Raw genomic sequence first — 23,963 nt, 5'->3', positions numbered from 1 at the left:
TACGAAATATGTTCAAATTGATTATTTGATACGGTTTTCTTTCTTGTATCCTCACTGGTTACACCATTAGCAACTCATTATTTATTATGTAATCGATTGTTATTATTGTCTTTTATATTTAAAAACAGTTAAACGCTCATTAAGTGGTCACTTTTGTTGATAAGGTGATTGAAATATATTGCGCGATGTCTCAGTATTTCAACGCTCGAAAAGAATAAGCACCAGGATTGGTATAACAATAATCAGCAACAGAAGTTGCCATTTCGAATGGGAAATTAATACATGACAAAATCACTTTCAGCACGGATCTTTATTGGTCTATTTTTTGGCGTGCTACTCGGCAGTATTGTGCAATTTTCACTCGCCGACAACGCCTTTTTTGGTGGGACACTTGTTACATTTGCAAGTGGTATCGGCACCATGTTCGTTAATATGATCATGATGTTAGTTGTACCATTAGTGTTTGTGAGTATTGTTTGCGGCGTGTGTGAGTTACAAGATTTAAAAAGCTTTGGCCGTTTAGGTGGCAAAACCTTTGGTTTTTACATTATTAACACCGTTGTCGCGATTCTTGCGGCATTTACAGTGGCAATGATATTTGAGCCAGGCAAGGGCGTTGATATGTCTAGCAGCGGCTCGGTCGATATTACCGCAACAGAACTGCCTGATTTAATGTCACTTATTGTGAGCATTGTGCCTAACAATCCTTTTTCAGCGTTTACCTCTGGCAACATGTTGCAAGTGATTTTTATGGCGCTGCTAATGGGCGGTGTAATGAAATCAATGGGCACATCGGTCGCGGGCGCAGTCAAAGGCTTTCAAACAGCCAATAAAATCATGATGCGCTTAATTGGATTGGTGATGAGTCTTGCACCATACGGTGTATTTGCCTTGATGTTTAAACTAGGCGCTACCTTAGAACCTGAAATTTTTGTCAGTGTGGTTGAATACCTAGTATTGATTTTAGCGCTATTACTGATTTGGATTTTTATCGTATACCCTATTGCTGTTAGCGTGTTTACGCCAGTGTCGGCGAAAACCTTCCGTGATAAAACCCAAGAGCAAATCCTGTTTTCACTTTCAACAGCAAGCTCTAATGCCACCATTCCGGTAACGATGCGCACCTTAACCGACAAACTTGGCGTAAGTCAGGCTGTGGCGGGATTTGGTGTGCCGTTAGGGGCAACAATGAACATGGGTGGGGTATCAATTTATATTACTATCGCCATTTTCTTTGTCGCCAATGCGTTTGGTATGCCAATCAGTAACGACCAAATCCCTTCGCTATTATTTAGCGTATTTTTGCTTTCTGTTGGCGCTGGTGGTGTACCTGGCGGTGGCATGGTGATGATTGGTGTGTTGATTTATCAAATGGGCTTACCGGTTGAAGCGTTTGTGATTGTGGCCGCCCTTGACCGTATTATTGATATGGTACTGACATCATGTAACGTCGTGGGCGACACCGCTGTCCTCACCATTGTCGATCAGACAGAAAAGAAGTACCAAGTGAGTCAAGACTGCGTCGTCGTAGCGAAAGAATAAGTTTAGCGAGTGAGTCATACATAAACGGCCTGCATTGCAGGCCGTTTTTGTTATGACTATTAGAAGTATTATCTATGCTGCATTTTGTTTTCAATATTAGACATAATTTTGAATGTGGTATTTTCTAAATCATCTAAGCCACGATGGGCGACTAATTCATATGATCGATTAATTAATCGGTAAGCTTGCGGGTAGTTAAATTCGACGATCTCAAGCTCAGCTAAATCGTTAAGAGCCTGGCTTTGACCTATTGGATAACCCATCATTTGATGATATTCAATGGCTTTTTTAAACTGCTCTCTAGCGTCGTTATTACGCCCAATTCGTTGATTGATAGTACCCGCTAAGTGATAAATATAACCTAATGTGACCCAATCTTTAACTTTAGCAGCATTGGTTTTGGCGAGGTTGAGCACCCCTAAAGCTTGCTCAATTTTGTTCGTTTCGATGTAACTGTGGGCTAATAATAATCTTTGTTGGGCTAATTCTCGGTATTCGTTCTGATGCTCAGCAATACCCATTGCCGTTGTTAATGTCTTATTAAGCTGCTCAAATTGTTGCTGTTGTAATTGAATAGTACCTAATAGGCGGCTAGCAAGCAGGTTATTAGGTGCGTCTTGAATGACCTCAGATAAAAGCTGCTCGGCACCGAGTAAATCACCTTGTTGGCTCAATGCGATGGCCTGCACTAATTGTGTAGAATGCAATTGAGAGTGGTAGTCGTTAACTGACTGTTTGCTTTCAGGGTTTAGTTGATGAGTGATAGCTTTCGCTGCTGACGCCAATGCTTGATTGATGCTGTCAGCGCTAATACTGGTGCTGTCACTTTGGCTTTGGCTATGTAATGTGTAACTGAGCTGGTACTGATTTTTGAGCATACTCACACTGGATTCGATGACTAATACCGCACCCGATATCGCCATGATTTTGTTAATGTCAGAAGGGCTAACGTTATCGGTTTGAGCGAGCCGCGAAGTGATATTAATGACATCTTCAGCTTGCAGTAGAGGGTAACTCACACCCAGTGTTAACTGGTGAATAAGCACATCCATAGCGGCATAGGCATTCCATTGAGTATCGCCATCTATGGGTGGGGTAACAATCTTAACAGGAAGAACCAATACCGCGCCAGATGCCAGTGGCTTGGGCTTTATGTTGGACAAGTAAACATAAGCACCAATACCAATCAGCAGCAAAATTATTACGGCACTAAAGTATTTATATGTATTTGAGGTCGGTGCCTGTGGCATTGCGATAGTCCTTTATCAATATCGAATGAAGTAACTTAGTGGTTAATTAAGTTATTGTAAAGAAAACCTGTTTTTATCTTTTGTGTTGTTATGGCTTAGGAGGTTTTGTGTTGAAGGGCGTGTCGAATACTTTATTTAAATACAGCGTAAAAATAAAAAACCGCCTTTTGGCGGTTTTTTGAAGACGGATTAGTTAGTCAATTGATGGCTCTTCACTGTAATCAATACCATGATAGCTCAAGCAGGTATCGACTTCATTCGCGCTACCTAAAATCACCGCAACACGTTGATGAATTTCAGTTGGTTGAATATCCAAAATAGTCTCGTAACCTGTTGAGGCTTTACCACCAGCTTGCTCAACAAGCAGTGCCATTGGGTTGGCTTCGTACATTAGGCGTAATTTGAATGGTTTAGCTGGGTTTTTGTTGTCTGTTGGATAGGTAAAAATACCGCCACGACACAAAACTCGATGCACGTCACCCACCATAGCGGCAATCCAACGCATGTTAAAAGACTGCTCGCGAGGACCGATTTTTCCCAGTAACAAGTCGGCAATGTAGGTTTGCATTGGCGCTTCCCAAAAGCGTTGATTTGACATGTTAATGGCAAACTCAGCCGTATCTGGGGTGATTTGTACATTGTCGTCAGTCAATAAAAATGTTTGGCTGTCTGGATCAAGAGTATAAAACTGAGTACCTTGGCCTGTGGTAAGCGCCATCATCGTTGATGGGCCGTAAAGCACGTAACCTGCTGCAACTTGTTTGCGCCCAGCTTGTAAAAAGCTTTGTTCGCTAAACTCACCAGCAGGTGCAGGTAACACAGAAAAAATAGTGCCAACAAGTGAATTAATGTCGATATTAGATGAGCCATCTAATGGATCAAAACTCACTAGGTATTTACCTTGAGCGTTAGCTTCTACAACATAATCTTCTTCTTCAGAGGCAATGCCGCGCACTGTCGTGTCAGCCTTTAAGGCATCTTTAAGCATGTCGTTAGTGATGACATCCAGTTTTTTCTGGGTTTCACCTTGAACATTTTCTTGTTCTGTTGCACCTAGTACACCCGCTAACGCGCCGTGTCGAACTGAACCGCTAATGGCGATTGAGGTTTCCGCTAAGGTAAATAGCAATTGCGTTAAAGATGCATTTACCGCTTGAGCGCTGAGGGTTTGGGCCAAAGTCTGCATTATTTTTCCTATGAGATTTTGCGAGGTTAAGGTCTATGTTTTAAATTTAATTCTTATGAGCAAATCATACCCCACAATGACGCTAATTTCAGCGATTGTTATCTGAGGTTTTGGTTTTACAGTAATTTCAGGCAGAATGTTGGCTGATTGATTGCCCCCAAGGATTAATAATAATGACAACCACATGGAAGCAGCATGCTTTAGTGGCAATGACTGCCGCACCATTACTCTTTACTAGTCAAATTTCTCAAGCAGCGCAAGGCAGTACAATGATCCCATTAACTACCGCACCGTTAACCGCAATAAAAGGTAATAACACGCCACTGACCATAGAGCGTATCCATGCCTCACCAGCTTTGGCTGGATCGAGTCCGCGCGGACTTGCTTTGTCTCCTGATGGTAAGCGAGTGACCTATTTATCGAGTCGTGCCGATAACCAACATTTTTACGACTTATGGCAAATGAACATTGCGACAGGCCAGCGCAGCATATTGATCAATGCCGATCAATTAGCGGGTGGCGAACTGTCTGATGAAGAAAAAGCCCGCCGTGAACGTCAGCGTATTTACGGTGAAGGGATCATGGAATACTTTTGGTCTGAAAACAGCCAAAGTATTTTAATTCCAGCCGCTGGGCAATTGTATTTGTATGATGTGGCTAGCAATAAAGTCACAGAACTAAACACCGGTGATGGCTTTGCAACAGATGCGCGCTTGTCGCCTAAAGGTCGTTATGTGTCGTTTGTACGCGATCAAAACCTTTATGTGTTAGCGCTAGACACTCAAAAAGTCGTCGCATTAACCACCGATGGCAAAGGTGCGATCAAAAATGCCATGGCGGAGTTTGTCGCCCAGGAAGAAATGGACCGCATGACAGGTTATTGGTGGGCACCCGATGAGTCCGCAATCGCGTTTACGCGCATTGATGAATCCGGTGTTGAGTTAGTCACCCGTAATGAAATATATGCCGACGGCATTAAATTAACTGAGCAACGCTATCCTTATGCAGGTAAAGCGAACGTTGAAATAGCCCTTGGTGTGGTTACTTTACAGGATAAGAGCATCAACTGGATTGATTTAGGCAAGCAAAAAGACATGTATTTACCGCGTGTTGATTGGCTACCTGATAGCAAGCATGTGTCTTTTCAGTGGCAAAGTCGTGATCAACAAACACTAGACTTACGCATTGCTGCATTAAGTCAACCTGACCAGGCTAACACCGTGATTGAAGAGCGCAGTAAAGCCTGGGTAAATCTGAATAATGACCTGCACTTTTTAAAGCAGCAGTCGGCCTTTATTTGGGGCTCAGAGCGAGATGGGTTTAATCATCTGTATTTGTTCGACTTACAAGGTAAGCTGCTTAGGCAATTAACCCAAGGTGACTGGGCCGTTGATGCACTTGAGTTTGTCGATGAGGCCAGCGGCTGGGTGTATTTTAGTGGTCGTAAAGACAGTGTCGTCGAGCGTCACTTATATCGGGTTAATTTGCAAAAGGGCGCTGATTCAATCGAGCGAATTAGCCAAACGGCTGGAATACATGCTGCGGTATTTGCCGATAAGAGTCCGGTTTATTTAGATTATTTTAATAGCCTCCAGCAACCGCCACAGATCAGCTTACACAATGACTCGGGTAAATTATTAGCCTGGGTTGAGCAAAACGAGATTAATCAAAATCATCCTTTATATGATTTGGCTGGCTTATGGCAAATGCCTGAGTTTGGCCAATTAAAGGCAGAAGATGGTCAGCCATTAATGTACCGTTTATTTAAACCTGTACCGTTTGATGCTAATAAAAAGTATCCAGTTGTAGTACGTGTTTATGGTGGACCGCACGCACAGTTGGTGGTGAACAGCTGGAGTGAGGCGGATTATTTTACCCAGTACTTATTACAGCAAGGTTATGCCGTATTCCAATTAGATAACCGTGGCTCGGCCCATCGTGGCACTGAGTTTGAGTATGTGATTTATCAAAATATGGGGGATGCCGAGGTAAACGATCAAAAAGTGGGTGTTGATTACTTACGTAGCCTGCCATTTATTGATGGCGAAAATGTGGCAATTTATGGTCACAGTTACGGCGGCTATATGGCATTAATGAGCCAATTTAAGGCGCCAGATTATTTTAAAGCAGCCATTTCAGGGGCTCCTGTAACTGATTGGCGTTTATACGATACCCATTATACCGAGCGTTATATGGGGGATCCTGAAACCAATAAACAAGGTTATGATGCCAGCAGTATTTTGCCATACGTCAAAAATTATCAATCAGGCCTGTTGATGTACCACGGCATGGCGGATGATAACGTATTGTTTGAAAACAGCACGAGAGTATACAAAGCATTGCAAGATGAAGGTAAATTATTCCAGATGATGGATTACCCTGGGTCTAAGCATTCCATGCGCGGTGAGAAAGTGCGTAATCACTTATATAAATCGTTAGCTGCATTTTTAGACCAGCAATTGAAATAACATATGTCGTGAGTAAATCGCTAAAAGCGGGCATAAAAAAACCAGGTTAATCACCTGGTTTTTTATTGGGTAACCTTAAAAGATTAGATTAGCCTTCTAAGTCACCACAAAAACGATAGCCTTCACCGTGAATAGTCGCGATGATTTCTGGCGTATCGGCTAAGCTTTCAAAGTGCTTACGGATACGACGGATTGTCACGTCAACAGTGCGGTCATGCGGCTTTAATTCGCGGCCAGTCATTTTTAATAATAAATCAGCACGCGTTAAAATCTTACCTGGGTTTTCAACAAAGTGAAGCATCGCACGGAATTCACTGCGTGGTAGCTTATAAGACTCACCAAGTGGGTTCACTAATGAACGGCTGTTAATTTCTAAGCTCCAGCCATTGAAACGGTAATATTCAACCGAACCTTTTTCTTCGCTTTCAGCCGCAGCACTGTTAACTCGCGTTAATAGGTTACGAGCACGAATCGTTAATTCACGAGGGTTGAAAGGCTTAGTGATGTAGTCATCGGCGCCGATTTCAAGACCAAGGATTTTATCAACTTCGTTATCACGACCGGTTAAGAAAATAAGGCCGATGTTATTAATTTCACGTAATTCGCGAGCAAGTAATAATCCGTTTTTACCTGGCAAGTTAATGTCCATAACCACTAGGTTAATTTTATTGTCTTGCATGGCTTTGTGCATTTCTGCGCCGTCGTTAGCTTCGGTAACGACATAGCCTTCAGCTTCAAAAATACTGCGTAATGTATTACGGGTTACTGCTTCGTCTTCAACAATCAGAATGTGTGGGTTTTGCATGATATTTACCTAATTTTATAAAATTCGATTCTAGCGATAGGCTAGTAAGTTGTAATCGCGCATTAATTAACGCTGATACTCCAGTATTTTTTTGGTGTTTATCTATGTCTGCCCTGAATAAAACACTCTTATAAACTCGTAAGATGTAACGCTATGTATGGTTACTGAGTTGTCTTGCGTATATTAACGCTCATTACGCAATGCAATATGCAGCTGCATAATAAGTAAAAAATTTGCCAAAAGGCTTACTACTATGAATACGATTTATAGAGATAGTTCCATATGTTGCAAACTTATTTATACGTATTACTGTTTATCCCTTTGCTTTATCAAATGTAGAACATAAAACGTTCAGGTGTAAACTAAGCACACAAAATTGTGATTAATTACCAATAAATGCGTTTTAAACGCCAGCCCTCGATACATTTAGCAAGCGATGTTATTGGTTTCACTACAGTGCTTTACTAGTAGGTGACGTTATTGTACTCGTTTTAGGCATTTGTTAACAAATTAAATGTTAAAAAATTAATATAACAGTCAAGTATATGAAAGATTAATGTTGTTAATACCATGATATTTAAAGGTAAATAAATATTATGCTTGTGACTGACATCACAAACCTTTAAGAATTCATAAGGCTTTGCTAAACTGATTTTGGTTTAATTGACGAATTAATATTATGAAAAATGTTATAGATACACTGTGGCATCACTATCAAAGTACACATTTTTTGTTCACTCAACGCCTTTCTCATGATTTCCCGTTTGCTATTATTACCGCCCACAACCCCAGTGGCTTATTACTCTCCCCGAGCCAAAATCGTTTACTAGATCGTCAGCTCCAATCCAAAATTCAACAATACAACAGTCCATACCGAGCACTCATTGGTGCAGCACCTGATTTGTCGCATATGGAAAAAAGTTGGGCTATTTTTATTGATAAAGAACAGGCGCTTGAGTTGGGTAGAGAATTTAATCAACATGCCATATATTATGTTAATCAAGGATTGTTATCACTTATTGCCTGCATTGATCCGCTGATGCCAGAAGTCGATATGGGAGCTTTTAATCAGCGTTTACGCTTAGTTAATGAGTTGCCTGATATTAGTTCGCACCTGTAGTGTTTAGCTGTTAAGTGCATAAAACTGTGGATCATTTAATTTTTTGGATCTTTAATTAAGACAATAAAGTTCAATTGTCTCTTTATTTTGCCTTTGAAGGCTGTTTAATCCATAAAAATGGCTATTTTTCATCATTATGAACAATCTAAAATGATGTTTTTGAGATTGTGAAGATAAGTCTCCTTGATCGTCATCTTCGCCACAAAGATGAATAAAATTAAAATAGCGTATTTTTACAACGATTGTTGATTGACTTGTTAGTGGGTTTGTTGCTATTTTTCAAGTCCCTCCTTCGGGAGGCACAGAAGAGGAGCGTTAACTAGGTAGTAAGTTTGAGGATGCCAATCCGATGACAACTTATGATGGAGATTAGCGCCGAGGTATCAAATTGTGTGGCACACATTGATATCGGTCGTTTAGGCTGAATCCTAACGATTGTCACCTGTTTTTTGGTGGAGAGCTTCTGGTGATGATTGCTGTTTCCCTTCTTTAAGGGTGCGTTATCTTAGCACCAGGCTCTTCGAACGTAGTGTGTTCGGAGTGTATATCATGTTAGTCAATTATTTCTTATTTTGTCGTCTTTCGCCAACCGCGGAGGCATTCGTATGAGCACTGTTTCTCAAGATATTCGTCCAGAATTAGTCGTCGCCAAATTTGGCGGTACCTCTGTTGCTGATTATGCATCGATGAGTCGTTGTGCTGACATTGTGTTAGCCAATCCTGCCACCCGTTTAGTGGTGGTCAGTGCGTCAAGTGGCGTAACCAATTTACTGGTCGAGTTAACTCAAGCAAATGTGAATGACGAGCGCCGCTTAGCGTTGTTAAAGCAAATTGCACAAATTCAATATGCCATTTTAGATGAGTTAGGGCGCCCGCAAGATGTAGCCGCGAGCATCGATAAAATTCTAAGCCGCATGTCGGTATTAAGTGAGTCGTTAGAACTTGATCGCAGCAAGGCGATTATGGACGAATTGCTCTCAACCGGTGAGCAATGTTCATCGATTTTGTTTTCTGCGGTAATTCGTGAAAAGGGCACCGCATCGGATCATTTTGATGTGCGCCAGGTGCTTCGCACCGACAGTCATTTTGGCCGTGCAGAACCTCATATTGAAGCCATAGCCTCGTTGTCTGGTGACTTGTTAAAGCCGTTGCTGGCGAATTATGTGATAGTCACTCAAGGTTTTATTGGTGCAGATCAAGATGGGCGCACAACCACTTTAGGCCGAGGCGGTAGTGACTATTCTGCAGCGCTACTTGCCGAAGCATTAAGTGCCACAGCGGTAGAGATTTGGACTGACGTTGCCGGTATTTACACTACCGACCCAAGGTTGGCACCTAATGCACGCCCCATTCCAGAGATCAGCTTTAATGAAGCGGCTGAAATGGCAACTTTTGGCGCTAAAGTATTGCACCCAGCGACCATTTTACCTGCGGTAAGACAAAAAATTCAGGTGTTTGTAGGTTCCAGCAAAGCGCCTGAAATGGGCGGTACATGGATCCGTCATCAAGTTGAAGACACGCCCGTTTTTCGCGCGGTGGCATTACGTCGCGATCAAACGTTATTAAACCTTCATAGCCTGCAAATGCTCCACGCACAGGGGTTTTTAGCGGAAACCTTTGCAACACTTGCACGTCATAAAATCTCGGTAGATTTAATTACAACCTCAGAAGTGAACGTGTCGTTAACGCTGGATAAAACCGGTTCAGATTCGAGTGGCCAAGGCTTATTGAGCGAGCCATTACTGCAAGAGCTATCGCAACATTGTCGTGTCCGTGTTGAGGATAATTTAGCGCTTATTGCCATTATTGGTAATCGCATTGCCTCTACCGCAGGTATTTGCAGTCGCGTCTTTAAAGTGCTTGAAAACCACAATGTGCGGATGATTTGCCAAGGTGCGAGCCCACATAATTTATGTGTATTGGTATCTGAATCTGAAGCGGCGCAAGTGGTTAATGCTTTACATCAAAATCTGTTTGAGTCGTAATTGATGAGCAAGGTAATACAGTCGAATATACAAGTTGGGGAGCTTGCCACAGGGCAAGCGCTCACCATACCGCTTTATGATTTTATGGGTGCTAAAGCGTCTGCGCCGAGTGTTTACATTCAGGCCAATGTTCACGGCGCTGAAGTACAAGGTAATGCAGTGATTTATCAGCTGATGACCTTACTTGAAGACTATGACGTACTAGGGGATATCAAGCTGGCACCTTTGGCTAATCCGCTGGGCATAAATCAAAAAAGTGGTGAGTTTACTTTAGGCCGGTTCGACCCCATTACTGGGGTGAATTGGAATCGTGAATATTTTGACCATAAAGTCGATTTAACTACCTGGTATGCAAAGCATCAACACTTGAGTAATGCCGCGTTATTCGATGCCTATCGAGTGATGTTAGTTGAGTCGTGTCAAGCAAGGCTTAATCAGCCTTTTGGGATAACGACAGGCCATAGGCTAGCCGTAAGCTTACAATCTATGGCACATCAGGCTGACATTGTGCTGGACTTACATACTGGGCCTAAGTCTTGTAAGCATTTATATTGTCCTGAATATGACATTGATGCTGCACGTTTTTTCTCTATTCCCTACACCTTGGTTATTCCCAATAGTTTTGGTGGCGCGATGGATGAAGCGGCATTTTGTCCTTGGTGGCAGTTAACCGATTTTGCCGCTCAACAAGGGCGTGACTTTACGGTACCCGTGTCAGCGTTTACGCTAGAATTGGCTAGCCAGGAGCGTATTGATTTAGCTGATGCATTGGAAGACGCAAAAGGTATTTTGGCGTATTTAAGTCATCGAGGGGTGATCCGTGAAAAAGTCGAGCCAGCTCAAATGGCGCGCTTTGGCTGCTACTTAAAAGACTATAAAAAGTTTCATGCGCCTAAAGCGGGTTTAATTGAATATTGCGCAGTAGTTGGCCAGCCACTTAATGCCGGACAACCATTAGTGAATATATTACGTATGGATTTGTATGGCACCGATGACGCGCATCAAGTGATTAGTTTGCCAATGGATTGTGTGCCTATTTTGCATTTTGCTTCCGCATCTGTGCATCAAGGTACTGAGTTGTATAAAGTGATGACCAATGTGTTTAGGTTATAAGCGAAAATAATAAAAACGCCTGCATTTTGCAGGCGTTTTTGTCTGTGACGGAATGAAGATGCACGAGAGGCCTTGAGCTTAACTGCCAAGGATTTGCAGTGGAATAGACAGCATGTCGTCACCAGAACTTGCAAAATACCAAATGATACCCACCAAGCTTGCTACCGTTAACAGATACCACACTGTTGAGAATATTTGTCCGTAACGGTCGAGCGGCAGCAGATGGCTTTGATGCCTGCCACGCCATTCAAATACAATTTCAACACTACCAATCAGCAGTAAAAATCCTAATAGAGCAAGGCCTAGGCTATAGCTGATAAATACCCCTATAGCGGCTCCTAAAATACAGGCTATTAGGCCGACCAGGCTGTTCATTGAAAAGCTAATACTCTTTAAAATATGACCGCCATCGAGTGGCAAAATCGGCAATAAGTTAAATAAGTTCAGCAATGCGTTAAAACTGGCGAGTCCGGCAAAAAATACATTACCGGTGATCCAGTACAGGCCTAAACTAATGACGGATAAAATCAGTCCAAAAGTCGGCCCCATAATCGAGATATACACATCTTGCCAACGAGTATTAATACGCTCATCGCTTAAGGCCAATCCGCCGACAAACGGAATAAGGTAAATGCCTTTTGTTTTCATGCCAAAGTGTTTCATGGCCCTAATATGGCCATATTCATGAAATACTAAACAGCCGATAAGTGCCAATGCAAATTCTAGTGAGAATAACCAAGAGTAAGCTGCCACACTGGCACCAGCAAACAACACTTTAATCACTTTAGCACTTTTGAGGAGTTTGAATCCCAAAGATGCTAAGCCGACTATACTGAGCTTTTGCGTTTTAGCGACCGGAACTTCGGGCGTTTGTTTTTCTATGTCACTGACGCTGCGCTTGCCTTGAGTGATTTGTTCTTCATCAACCAGTAAGCAATAGTCGAGCTGAAAGGGTTGCCAGTTAACATCAATCTCTAATCGAATCTGAATTGCTTTGGTTTGCGATGTGACGCTTGTTGGCGCATCAATAATATCGTCTTCATTAAGCGGTACAGTATGTTGTTGAGCAAGTTCAAACGAGTGAATGTGAAAAGCTTGATCGCTCGCGCTCGCTGACTTTTGTGATACCAGTTGATTATCCCAATATAACTGCTGCCAGCCTGCAATAGAGCCTTCTAGGCGTAAGCGTTTACCAAGACATTCAATATTAAGTAATTCCATTAAGGATTCTCAGAGCTTATAGACGGTGAGTATGCGGGCATTTTGCCAGAGCGCTGTTTGATGCTCAATGGGCAAGGTGATTTTATTGGCTAATAAAGCTGTTCTAATTCAGCAACAGTGGCAATACCTTGTTCAATTGTGGTGAAAACGATTTTTGCACTGCAACAGTGTCCTTGAAACTGACCGAATTGGCGCACCAAAGGCAGCATTTGTAATACGCTTATGGGGAGAGGTTGTTTTACGAGGTGTGGCAGTTGTGCCACACTCGTGTCGACTGAGCTGTGTTCAGGTTGTGGCTTTGCGATAAGATAAACGTCGCCGCTACTGTCAATCAATGTGTCTTGTACGCAAACAGTATATTGATTGGCGCAAATAAAACTTAACCAATCTTGATGATTTGCTAGATACATTAGCTCATCATCTTGATCAAACTTTAAAAATGCTGGCCAATGTATTTGTTGCATAATGTGGCGGTCTCATTATTGAGTGTTGTTCAGGTTAGCGGTTACTGTAATCGTAGGACACTTCTTGATTCACGTTTTTGACAATACATGGGCCATGCTCGCGTTGAGTGCGATTAAATGCATTACCGATGTGGATTTCGACGTTAGTAAAAATGTGCTTTTCAGCTTTGATAAAGTAATGATCAAAATAGCCCTCAACTTCGTTCTGATGTTGAGTGAACTCCACTTCTTCTTTAATTCGCTCAGCTGCCATCTGATTTTTTTGATCGAGCATCATTTTAACTTGTTCAATCATGCCAGCATCGCTTTGCCATTCAGTTTTAGGAGGCAATTTACGCAATCGAGCTTCGAGTTCTAATCCCGCGACTACCATGCCTTTAATGCTATCATCTAAATCTTTAAGTTGTTGTTTTAATTCACCTTGGTTCATAGCGCAATAGATTTCTGTTTTGGTGCCAGCCGTTGCGCCAAAAGCAATGGCTCTAATGCCTTTTGCTGCAGTTGCGATACCTCCAATGAGGTCACCTCGTCTTGACTGGGCATCGCTCACCGTAATGCTATCGCCAGAGGTAGTATTGCTATGAAGTAATTGTTTGGTAATTAAAATATTGCCTTGGGCTTCAAGTCGCGAGTATTGCACAAATTGAGCGCAAATTTGTCCGCTTGCTTTTATGCTAGTGCTGAGCTCTTGGTCTTTAATTAAACGACCTATGACACCTTTGCTGATAATCACATCGCCGTGAGCTTCAATACTGGCTGAATCAACAAACCCCATAACAGTCACATCGCCACTGGCTTTGACTTCCATGCCTTCATGTACATCGCCGGTAATGAGAATACTGCCTTTAAAATTGACGTGCCCATAGCGTACATCTACATCTTTAATTTGCAGCATGTCGTCTACTTGCATGCCTTTGCGGTTTTCAACGGGTTGGCCTGACAAGGTTGCAATGAGCTTATTAGGATCTTTCGGGTGCAAGCTGGTGCCGGTACCAGGTTCCATTGGTTTATCTTTTCCAGGAATTTGCTGCAGTATATCTCCGTGAACATTAAACCCCGGCGTGCCAATTGTTGCAGGAACTTTTACCATTAATAGGTCATTGGGTTTCACGGTGATTAATGCACCTAAATTGCGCATATCGACTGAGCCGTCTTCACGCTCTTGTGGTTGCAACAAGCGCTCACGCGCTAACGCCACCTTTCTGGTGATAACTGCATTTTCACCATTTATGGCTGCTTTTCCACAAGCAATGACTCCCTCACAACTTTCGCCAGGAGGCAAAATCGATAAGCGCTGCATTAATGCCATGATTTTTGGCTTGCTTAAGCCCATTTTGATTTTTTTGCTTTTGAGCATATTGAGGATGTCTGGCAGGGTCATGTCTTTACCGCCCCATGCCGAGGTGATTTTCATGCTGGCATGCATTTTATCGTCACTAACAGTGATATTGACCGACCCGTCTTTACGCTCGGCAATCGCAAAAAATAATTCATGATCACCCGGTTTTTGACCACATAACGCGTTGACTTCGGTTATGGCTTTAATAATTGCAGGTTCAATAGGATACAACATGGCAAAGCTGGGCTGGGTGAGTAAAGTATGAATGTCTTCTGCCGACAACGGGCCATGAGTATTGGGAACTACACGGAGTTCTGCTTTTGATTTATCTGCGCTTAGCGCTATGACTGAGGGCTCTAACATAACATCCTTTGTTTTGTTTTTATTTTTATTATGGTTTAAAACGAAGGCAATAGATTAACAGTGAAAATGACCTAAAAGTGTGCGCCATTTTGCCTTTGAATCAATTTAGCTGATATTGAAGTCCATTTCCAGCAGTAAACCTGCATTAACGCTGATGAAAATACAGTTTGTACTTATTATTTTCTGCTAATACATTCACACTGCCAAAATAGGTAGCGATAGTATCTGAATATGGCAAGTGTCGATTAGCCACTATTTGCCAAACACCTTTAGGCGCTAAGCTGCTTGCGCTATGTTTAACAAATTGCGTGGCGATGTCGGTCGTGCTGGTTAATCCATCATGAAATGGTGGGTTAGAGATGATGCCATTAAACTGGCCATTGATTTGATTAAATCCATCAGACGGATACACATTCGCCTGCATATTGTTTGCCGCAAGAGTGAGCCGGCAAGACTCGAGTGCCATGGCATTGATATCAATACATTCAATGTTTAACAGTGGATTTGCTTTGAGTAATGCCGCGCTTATCACCCCGGCACCACAGCCAAAGTCTAATACTCTACCTTGTAGAGCGTCGGGCAAATGCGACAGTAATAACTCGGTGCCTTGATCAAGTCGTTTTTCACTAAATACCCCCACAAGATTGCAAATTTGCATTTGCCCTTGCGGCGTATCAAGGGCGTATTGGCTAACCCAATCAGTCATTGAAAGTGGCGGTGACATTTGGGTTAAATAACAGGTGTAGAGCAAGCAATGACGCGCATTATCTTGCTTTATTGGGGTGGAGAAGTATTCAGGGGTTAATTTAGCGATAGATTTAATACCCCCTTTGTTTTCGCCCACAATCACCAATAAACCGTCTATGGCTAAGTGCTGAGCCGCGAGTTGCAACAAGTAACCCATTAATGGCTTGGCTTTGGGAAAATAGATAATAATGCTATCGTACTTTTCTGTTGTTAGGGCATCAGGGAGTTGATGGCCAAAATAACATTCTAGTGTACTGTTGGCGTAAGGTAACAGTGTTTGGTGGTGGTTAAAATCGAATGCTAATGCGGTGACATGGCTTGCAGACTCTAGGCATTGGCTCGCAAAAGTATCAGCTTCATAATTGAGTATTAATACTTTATGTTGCTGAAATAGTTCACTGTTGCGGATTAATGCTTGAGACGGATTTGTTAGCACTTGAATTACTCATGGTAAAGATTAAATGATTAACAGCCCTTTGCTTGTGTCGCAAAAGGCTGTTTCGAACGATTATGGTTTCGCTGCTGACTCGGGTAGCAAACTAAACACTTTATTGGCAATGTCGATATTGTCTTGGTGGCCACCAAAAAGTCTTGCGCCAGGGCCTGCCGAAAATACTTGTACGTCAACGGCGGTATGCCCGCCGCTTGTCCAGCCTGTGTTTGAACGCACATCAATTAACTTACGCAATGCAATCGTCAGTGGTTCGTTGCCTTGCATGCGTGCATTTTCTAGGGCGGTGTATTCAGTGTCCGAAGGTGTAAAACCAATCAAGGTGGCAATAACGGCTTGCCATTGTTCATCGGCGATAGCACGAGTCGCAATATCATCTGGGCTAGCTTGAACGTTATGCAGCACAGCTGGATTCCATTCGTATTTGTCATTTGCCCCGACAGATAGGCCACCGGTATTATGGTCGGCGGTAATAACCACTAGTGTGTCTTTATTTTCACGCACAAACTGCTCAACCACTTCGATTGCCGCGGCAAACTCGTCCATTTCACCCATTGCGGTTGCAATGTCGTTACTGTGGCCAGCCCAATCAATTAAGCTGCCTTCAACTAATAACACAAACCCTTGTTGGTTTTGTGATAACAAGTCGATGGCTTTTTGGGTCATTTTACTGAGTTTATGGCCCTGTTTGTCGTTAATCGCCCAAGGTAATTGCACATCTGCAAATAATCCTAACACTTTGGGTGATGTTACAGCGTCGAGTTGTGAAAACTCGTTCAGATGTTGGTAACCTTTGGCAGTGAATTGCGCTAATAATGAGGGTGGAAAATACTGTTGGCCACCGCCTAAAATCACGTCAGCGTCTGTGTCCAGGTAGGCTTGTGCTATGTCGATGTAGTTACTGCGACTTTCGTTATGAGCCAAAAATGCAGCCGGCGTTGCGTGGTTAACTTGTGAAGTCACCGCCACGCCAGTAGCTAGGCCAAGGGTTTTGGCTTTTTCCATTAACGTCGTAAGTGGACGTTTTTCAACATCGACGCTAATCGCCCCATTGTAGCTTTTAAAACCGGTTGCCAATGCAGTTGCCGAGGCAGCTGAGTCGGTAACGTAACCACTGACAGAGGCAGGGTAGGTGCTCGACATGCCCACGAGCAGGCGATCAAAGACAGTCTGTTCGATCTCTTCCGTTTCTGGGTTATCGTTATAATAACGATAAGCTGTGGTGTAAGCAGGGCCCATACCATCACCAATCATGATGATGATGTTTTTAGGTCTAGAAGGTCCTGCCGTTGGTACGTTGCTATTTGCTGATCCCGAAACCGCCACAGGACTTATCATTTCATCGCTAGCCATTACGTTTGGCGCACAAAGGTAAGGTATTAACAATAAGCAGCTTATTGAGCGTTTACATGTCGCTAAAAAATCCATGATGAGTCCTAATGGGTTAAGAGTTAATACGCGCTTCAATGGCATCCATTAACATGCCAGTAATATCGACATCAAAGGCGGCTTCAATTTCTTTTATGCACGTTGGGCTGGTCACGTTAATTTCTGTGAGTTTGTCGCCAATGACGTCTAAACCAACAAAAATTAGGCCGCGTTTTTTCAGTTCAGGCCCAATTGCGCGGGCAATTTTCCAGTCGCTTTCAGATAACGGTTGTGCAACACCACTGCCGCCTGCCGCTAAGTTACCACGGGTTTCGCCTTTCATCGGAATACGGGCTAACGCGAATGGTACTGGCTCGCCGTCAACCACTAAAATGCGTTTGTCGCCTTGAGTGATTTCTGGAATAAAGGCTTGAGCCATGGCGTATTGCTGACCATAGCTGGTTAAGGTTTCAATGATCACCCCAACGTTTGGGTCGTCTTTTTTCACGCGGAAAATAGACGTACCACCCATGCCGTCTAATGGCTTAAGGATAATGTCTTGCTTGAGCTGATGAAACGCACGGATACGTTTAGCATCGCGGGTAACGATGGTTTCTGGGGTGAATTCAGAAAACCATGCCGTGAACAGTTTTTCGTTTGCGTCGCGTAAACTTTGTGGCTTGTTAACGATTAATACGCCTTCTTCTTCTGCGCGCTCTAGCATATAAGTGGCGTAGATAAATTCGGTATCAAACGGTGGGTCTTTACGCATTAATACCACATCAAGGTCAGCGAGTGGTGTGTCTACCGCGTCACCTAATGTAAACCAGTCATTTGCATCTTGCTTAACCGATAATGGACGCATGTTTGCCATGGCTTTGCCATTGACCATCGCCAAATCGTGCATTTCCATATAAAACAATTGATAACCACGTGACTGTGCGGCTAACAACATCGCAAAACTTGAGTCTTTTTTGATGTTAATGTCGCTGATTGGGTCCATTACAATGCCGAGCTTAATCATGGATATTTCCTTACTATATGGGGAGATAATATCGACTGGGTACTAGCCAATATCGCCAAATTTAACTTGTAGTGCGGTAATTGCTGTTAGTGATGCCGTTTCGGTGCGAAGCACTCTTGGGCCAAGCAAAATATCAGTAAAATGATGAGTTTCTGTCATGGCGATTTCTTCATCTGACAATCCACCTTCAGGGCCAATTAACAATCTGACTTTGTGATTATCAGCATTTAATTGCAAGCCATTTATACCGTGAGATGCTCTAGGATGTAAATTGAGTTTTACCGCACTGGTTTGTTCTTCACACCATTGAGCTAATGTCATCGCCGGGCGCACAATAGGTACCACACTTCGGCCAGATTGTTCACAGGCACTGATGACAATTTTTTGCCACTGTTGCAGCTTTTTATCTAAACGCTCACCGTTGAGTTTGACCCCACAGCGATCTGAAAATAGCGGTGTAATCGTGGTCACACCAAGCTCTACCGATTTTTGCACGGTAAATTCCATACGATCGCCGCGAGAAATCACTTGGCCTAAATGCAAATCAAGTGGTGACTCACTATTATTTGCCTCACAACTTAAGACCGTAACAGTAATCGATTTCTTACTGACATCAGTAATTTCAGCTAAATAGTCATTACCGTCGCCGTTAAATAAACTGATGTTATCACCATTTTCCATGCGTAATACACGACCAATATGAGCGACACCGTCATCATCCAATTGAACGGTTTGCCCTTGCTGTAGATTGTCTATGGACTGGTAAATGCGTGGAACTCTCATCAGTGGCGACCTTATATAATTAGTGACTCAAATAATAGCTGGGTATTCAATTAACGGATCAAGCCGTTATTTTGGCATTGTTTGAATACAAAATCATTATGATTACCTTGGCGAGCAGCGATTAAGCTATCACGTTGGCATTCTGTTGCCGAAACTGGCTGCATTTTGTCCCATGCGTTAAACAGTTTTTTCTGACTGCTACTGATTTGCAAACCATAGGTTTGCTGCATGTAAAGATAAGTGCGTGCAATTGGGCCGCGTGAACGTGCTGGTGGTTGTACTTTACGACCTTTAAAGTCGACAATCATGGCGCATTGGCCATATTGATCAGGTTTTCCATTCCAATCACTGAAACGATAATTACTGCGGTCACCGTTTACTTCACCGATGGTTGGCACAAGGTTGTGTAAATCGGCTTCCATTTTTTTAAATTGTTCATTGTTTTTGCCGCAATTTTTACGACCGCCATCTTGCCAGCATTGTAGCTGGTGGCCAAATTCCCATGCAGGGACCACATGTTCCCATTCAATTCGGTTTGCGCGGATGATTTGTTTGCGAACTTGATAGCCACAGCTAGGGTGATCGGCTTGCCAAAGCTTGCCACTAATGGCGATGTCGCAACCGCAATAAAAGGTACTGAGAGGCAGTTGTTGATAGATTTTTTTGGCAATTGTTTTAGCTTGTCTAAAGCTACTAGGATGTTCAGCGGCATTGACAGTTGTTGAAAAAATGCCGCATAAAAGCGACACCCCGAAAAGCCAAGAGTGATAGTAAGATAAGCGCAAAATAAACCCTAAAAAGTAAACTAAAAATACAATGTTTGCGGAGTTAATCCGTCATTTTGCGCAGATGGTAAGGCATAGGCTGCCATGACGCAATTGATAATATTTTATGGGGGTATGACGCTAAGTTGTGTCAGATAGGTTGAAGGGTTTGCTTGCAGCGACGACAGCGATACTGTGTTTGACCACGGACCACTCGATTATGGCGTCTTATAGATAATGTGGTGTTGCCACAACCACAAAAATAGTCAAACTGCTGCCCATTCACAGATTGGACATTCAATTGATGGGTGGTTTTTGGTGCCACTCTAAAGGTGGCCGTCATTATGCTTTGCCATTCTTTGCCATGGGGTTTTACACGGCCAAAAAGTTGGTAACACAATAAGTGGCTTATTTCGTGCGGCACGACTTCGCTTAAAAAAGTCTGTGGGTTTTCTGCCAATAACACTGGGTTAAAACGCAATCGGTTTGTTTGTAAGTGGGCGGTACCCGCACTTTTTCCGCGTAAGGTAAATTGCACGATAGGGCGTGGAAATACTCGATTAAAGTGATGTTCAGCATGTTGATAATCGCTTTCAACCTTGGCTAATATTTGCAACTGTAAAGCAGATTTAGCATGGCTAGCTGTTAAATCTGCGTTACGCTGATTTGAAGCCATATTGGCGCTCGCCGATGCGCTTGCTTTATCCAGAGTGGTTCGAGCTCGTAAAGCAAGATTAAATATATTTTTAAGCATGTTCTCATTTCTAAGCTTGAGCTGTTTTTGATTCCAGCCACCAAGCTGTCATTCATTAGCCATTAGCCATTAGCGGTTATTGTTATAAAGACGTTGCCGCTGCAGCGATCATTGCTTTGATTTGCTCAACAATTTCTGCTTCAACTTGAGCATCATAGCCCTTAACTCGTGGAGTATGAATGTGACCCACAGGCAAGTTCAAGTTAAATTGATCGCGCAATAAAATACTGCGGTACGAGATTTCATTCGACAAATATCCACCGCCAGAACCTTCTACCGAAATTTCATTTTGTAATTCTGTTAATGACTTTGCTGAAAATTGACCTCGAGACATCGTTCTAATTTGGTGATTATCGTTCACTGACCAGCGGCCTTTAACTGCCTGCATTAGTTCAACCGGCAATGAAAATTGCACAAATTCTGGGCCATTTAATTTACCATCGTTTGATGTGCCGCCATTAAAAAGTGGCGCTTTAGGATTACGATGACTGGCGCCAGTTAACACGTTTAGATTATCGGGGGCATCAGCACTACGGTTACGCCCAGGAAAACGTTCAATGTCAAAATTGTCGCGGCCCATACTAATGGTAAATAACATATCTAAACTATTATTACGGTAAAACGGGGTCAGTAATGACTCAATAATCCCGTTGTCAAAATCGCCGAATCTAACGGGGATCATCACTGTTTCAATTTGAGCTATTTTGCCATTAACGTTAAAACGATAACCGTCCAAAGCAAGTGCCGCTAACCCTGATGGATTGCTTTGACCAATATTGCGGTCTAGAAAAAACGGATCGAACCCCGTAACCAAAATATTAATGTGAGTGTTAGGATCGAATTCTATATCACTAAATCCACGCGATGACTTTTCAACCGCGTTCACTAGTATTTCGCGCTGCCAATCAGCAATATTAAACCCAGCCCTATCTTGCTTAAGCGTGTTGCGCATACCTAAGCGGCTCCAGTATAAAGAGCGATCGTCATTATGGCCTGATTGCACGTCGCGCACAGCTTGCTGCCATAATCGATGGCCTTGTTGAGCGGCCATTTCTGTGACGGATAGCTCATCGTTTGCTTGCTGTAATTTGACCTCAAGGGTCTCGTTAATGGCTTGGTAGCGGTTGACCACTTGCGGCATAGTTTGACCCGCTTTAGATACCCGCATCTCTTCAATGTTTTTTGGCAGTTGGCCAGCAATGGCGCTATGAGATAAAGTGAGAAATGCCACTGAACTTAACATGAGCAAAGCGTTGCGATTAATCATCACGGTTCCTTAAGGACGAGCATGCCCTTATTTGGGTTGTGTTTAACGATATAAAGTCAAAAACGAGGTCTAATTGACAGTTATAACACAGATATAGTGTTGATTTAATAGTGCACAAGAGACAAACGCTGATTATGTGAACCTTTTAAGTTGCTGACTTAAATTGCATAAGTTTTTTGGCCGTTAAATTTTACAAACACTTTATTCTTAAGGCTGATATTTACGACAAAAATTGCGTAAGTGAACCATACTAAGTCAATAACAAGATATAGCTGAAATAAAGGCTTAGTCGTATATTCATTGTTTGGTTGCTCTGGGGAGAAAGCCAAGCTTAATGACAGAGCCGCAAATGTGTCATGATACTCAATTGAAAAGGTATTCTTTTGGGGGACGCTTTGCATAGATGTGTAGCGTCACTTTTCTGCATATATGGACGTCACATAGTTGGTTATATCTATAGATAAGATGCACAAACTAATCTCCGATTAGTTATTGATGTGCTCACTGTTTCGAAAGGATATCAACATGGAACCATTACTATTGGCAGGATTTCAGTGTAATGAGCTAAATGACGTACTTTCTCGACTGCATTTTAAGCTTCACTACATTAATTCATACGACAAACAACAAATACCTACCGACTGTGCGCTTTGCTTAATCGATCTTCGTAAAGGCAGTATCATTAATGAAGTTAACTACTTGGTGAGGGAACTCGACCCGAGAGTTCACATCATTGTACTCATTGATAAACCTCAGCTTGATAACTCCGAAATCACTACGTTTATAGCCCAATTTGCATGGGACTTTTGTACCAGCCCTATTGATCCAGAAAGATTAGCAAAGTGTTTGGGGCACGGTATTGGGTTATCTAAATTAAAGCAACAACACCAGTCAGCTGAGCCCTATCTTCCGTGTAACGATCCTGAACAACCAGTTATTCAATCTGCTGTGATGCAGCAATTATTTAGGCAGGTCGAGCGTGTAGCGCCTACTGATATCCCGGTACTGATCCGGGGTGAGTCTGGCACCGGTAAAGAATTGGTCGCCACGACATTACATCAACAATCAACGAGAAAAGACGGGCCATTTATTACCGTAAATTGTGGCGCTATGGCTGCAGGCTTAGTTCAATCGGAATTATTTGGGCACGAGAAAGGCGCGTTTACAGGTGCAACGAGTAGCCGAAAAGGTAAAATTGCGCTTGCGGATGGTGGCACATTGTTTCTTGATGAGATTGGTGATTTACCTGCCGAGTTGCAAGTTAATTTACTACGTTTTTTACAAGAAGGACTTTTCGACACTGTTGGTGGCGGTACTCCTCAGTCTAGCGATGTGCGTATTTTAGCGGCAACCCACGTCGATTTAGAAAATGCCATTGATCAAGGCCAATTTAGGTTAGATCTTTATTATCGTTTAAATGGGATTACTATCGAGACACCAAGATTAAAAGATCGACGCGATGATATTATTGGACTTGCAAACCGTTTTGTCCGTGTTTATTCAAATGAATATGGCCTGGCAACAAAGCCATTATCGCAATCAGCTAGCCATGCGTTATTAAATTATCCATGGCCAGGGAATGTCCGCGAATTAATTAATCGTGTGCGCCGAGCGGTAGTATTGAGCGACACGCAGCAAATCAGCGCGCAAAACCTAGAATTAGCCAGTATGGATAAAAAACGACATATTGCATTATCACTTAAAACCTTAAAAGACACTGCTGAAAAGCAAGCATTGCAGCAGGCAATCTTGATTGCTGATGGCCAAGTTGAGTTAGCTGCAAGCTATTTGGATATTTCTCGAGCTACTTTCTATCGATTAATGGATAAACACGGGTTACAACTTACTTAAGCCTATTTTGCTGCTTATTCCTTATTTTACTTTTTGAGTCTTATTGTTGAGAAATAGGCTTAAAATAAATTCTACAGTTAATTCAATCACCTAGATTT

Annotated in this window: 19 protein-coding genes and 1 riboswitch; of the genes, 6 read left to right on the top strand and 13 right to left on the bottom strand. The window is 42.6% G+C overall.

Annotated features, from left to right (window positions below; genetic code table 11):
* Positions 1-282 precede the first annotated feature (282 nt).
* Complete coding sequence (locus tag AC19MV_RS09945; protein ID WP_498307340.1) at positions 283-1,542, top strand: dicarboxylate/amino acid:cation symporter; 1,260 nt, start codon at positions 283-285, stop codon at positions 1,540-1,542.
* A 68-nt stretch (positions 1,543-1,610) separates the two neighbouring features.
* Here AC19MV_RS09945 and AC19MV_RS09940 read toward each other — a convergent pair whose 3' ends face one another.
* Both AC19MV_RS09940 and AC19MV_RS09935 read right to left on the bottom strand, forming a co-directional pair.
* Positions 1,611-2,792, bottom strand: coding sequence for a tetratricopeptide repeat protein (locus AC19MV_RS09940; protein WP_498307338.1), 1,182 nt, complete (start codon positions 2,790-2,792; stop codon positions 1,611-1,613).
* A 193-nt stretch (positions 2,793-2,985) separates the two neighbouring features.
* The gene (locus AC19MV_RS09935; protein ID WP_498307336.1) at positions 2,986-3,978 is read right to left on the bottom strand and encodes a class 1 fructose-bisphosphatase; all 993 of its coding nucleotides are present in this window, start codon (positions 3,976-3,978) and stop codon (positions 2,986-2,988) included.
* A 173-nt stretch (positions 3,979-4,151) separates the two neighbouring features.
* Between AC19MV_RS09935 and AC19MV_RS09930 the strand changes: the two genes are divergently transcribed.
* Positions 4,152-6,446 carry a S9 family peptidase gene (locus AC19MV_RS09930; protein ID WP_498307335.1) on the top strand — a complete coding sequence of 765 codons (2,295 nt, stop codon included), beginning with the start codon at positions 4,152-4,154 and terminating at the stop codon, positions 6,444-6,446.
* Positions 6,447-6,534: 88 nt separating this feature from the next.
* Here the strand turns inward: AC19MV_RS09930 and arcA are convergent, their stop codons facing one another.
* Positions 6,535-7,251, bottom strand: coding sequence for a two-component system response regulator ArcA (gene arcA / locus AC19MV_RS09925; RefSeq protein WP_498307333.1), 717 nt, complete (start codon positions 7,249-7,251; stop codon positions 6,535-6,537).
* A 679-nt stretch (positions 7,252-7,930) separates the two neighbouring features.
* On the opposite strand from arcA, the gene AC19MV_RS09920 reads away from it, so the two are divergent.
* The 3 genes from AC19MV_RS09920 (at position 7,931) to AC19MV_RS09910 (ending at position 11,469) form a co-directional block, all read left to right on the top strand.
* Positions 7,931-8,371, top strand: a complete 441-nt coding sequence (locus AC19MV_RS09920) for a DUF3293 domain-containing protein (RefSeq protein ID WP_498307331.1) — start codon at positions 7,931-7,933, stop codon at positions 8,369-8,371.
* A 297-nt stretch (positions 8,372-8,668) separates the two neighbouring features.
* Positions 8,669-8,842: riboswitch (Lysine riboswitch) on the top strand.
* Positions 8,843-8,976: 134 nt separating this feature from the next.
* A complete protein-coding gene (lysC, locus tag AC19MV_RS09915; protein ID WP_432402895.1) occupies positions 8,977-10,356 on the top strand; it encodes a lysine-sensitive aspartokinase 3 in 1,380 nt (459 codons plus the stop codon).
* A gap of 3 nt (positions 10,357-10,359) precedes the next feature.
* Entirely contained in the window at positions 10,360-11,469 is a 1,110-nt protein-coding gene (locus AC19MV_RS09910; protein WP_498307329.1) for a succinylglutamate desuccinylase/aspartoacylase family protein, read from the top strand.
* Between the two features lie 78 nt (positions 11,470-11,547).
* Here the strand turns inward: AC19MV_RS09910 and AC19MV_RS09905 are convergent, their stop codons facing one another.
* The 10 genes from AC19MV_RS09905 to AC19MV_RS09860 form a co-directional block, all read right to left on the bottom strand.
* A complete protein-coding gene (locus AC19MV_RS09905; protein WP_498307327.1) occupies positions 11,548-12,690 on the bottom strand; it encodes a site-2 protease family protein in 1,143 nt (380 codons plus the stop codon).
* 89 nt (positions 12,691-12,779) lie between these two features.
* Positions 12,780-13,154: a DUF4144 family protein gene (locus tag AC19MV_RS09900; RefSeq protein ID WP_498307325.1), complete on the bottom strand. Its 375-nt coding sequence runs from the start codon at positions 13,152-13,154 to the stop codon at positions 12,780-12,782.
* Between the two features lie 34 nt (positions 13,155-13,188).
* A complete protein-coding gene (locus tag AC19MV_RS09895; RefSeq protein WP_498307324.1) occupies positions 13,189-14,856 on the bottom strand; it encodes a flagellar assembly protein A in 1,668 nt (555 codons plus the stop codon).
* Positions 14,857-15,001: 145 nt separating this feature from the next.
* Positions 15,002-16,039, bottom strand: a complete 1,038-nt coding sequence (locus AC19MV_RS09890) for a methyltransferase (protein WP_498307322.1) — start codon at positions 16,037-16,039, stop codon at positions 15,002-15,004.
* Positions 16,040-16,111: 72 nt separating this feature from the next.
* A complete protein-coding gene (locus tag AC19MV_RS09885) occupies positions 16,112-17,392 on the bottom strand; it encodes an alkaline phosphatase (protein ID WP_432403039.1) in 1,281 nt (426 codons plus the stop codon).
* Between the two features lie 106 nt (positions 17,393-17,498).
* Positions 17,499-18,446: a glutathione synthase gene (gene gshB / locus AC19MV_RS09880; protein WP_432402907.1), complete on the bottom strand. Its 948-nt coding sequence runs from the start codon at positions 18,444-18,446 to the stop codon at positions 17,499-17,501.
* A 42-nt stretch (positions 18,447-18,488) separates the two neighbouring features.
* Positions 18,489-19,229 carry a 16S rRNA (uracil(1498)-N(3))-methyltransferase gene (gene rsmE, locus AC19MV_RS09875; RefSeq protein WP_498307320.1) on the bottom strand — a complete coding sequence of 247 codons (741 nt, stop codon included), beginning with the start codon at positions 19,227-19,229 and terminating at the stop codon, positions 18,489-18,491.
* A 50-nt stretch (positions 19,230-19,279) separates the two neighbouring features.
* Positions 19,280-19,978 carry an endonuclease gene (locus tag AC19MV_RS09870; RefSeq protein WP_498307319.1) on the bottom strand — a complete coding sequence of 233 codons (699 nt, stop codon included), beginning with the start codon at positions 19,976-19,978 and terminating at the stop codon, positions 19,280-19,282.
* Between the two features lie 166 nt (positions 19,979-20,144).
* A complete protein-coding gene (locus AC19MV_RS09865) occupies positions 20,145-20,669 on the bottom strand; it encodes a SprT family zinc-dependent metalloprotease (RefSeq protein WP_498307446.1) in 525 nt (174 codons plus the stop codon).
* A gap of 160 nt (positions 20,670-20,829) precedes the next feature.
* Positions 20,830-22,014: a PA0049 C-terminal domain-containing protein gene (locus AC19MV_RS09860; RefSeq protein WP_498307318.1), complete on the bottom strand. Its 1,185-nt coding sequence runs from the start codon at positions 22,012-22,014 to the stop codon at positions 20,830-20,832.
* A gap of 525 nt (positions 22,015-22,539) precedes the next feature.
* Here AC19MV_RS09860 and AC19MV_RS09855 point away from each other — a divergent pair.
* Complete coding sequence (locus AC19MV_RS09855) at positions 22,540-23,865, top strand: sigma-54 dependent transcriptional regulator (RefSeq protein WP_498307316.1); 1,326 nt, start codon at positions 22,540-22,542, stop codon at positions 23,863-23,865.
* Positions 23,866-23,963 lie beyond the last annotated feature (98 nt).

The sequence above is a fragment of the Shewanella sp. MF05913 genome, from assembly GCF_059758095.1.
The sequence above is the reverse complement of the archived record's forward strand: the minus strand, read 5'-3'. Positions and strand labels throughout refer to the sequence as shown.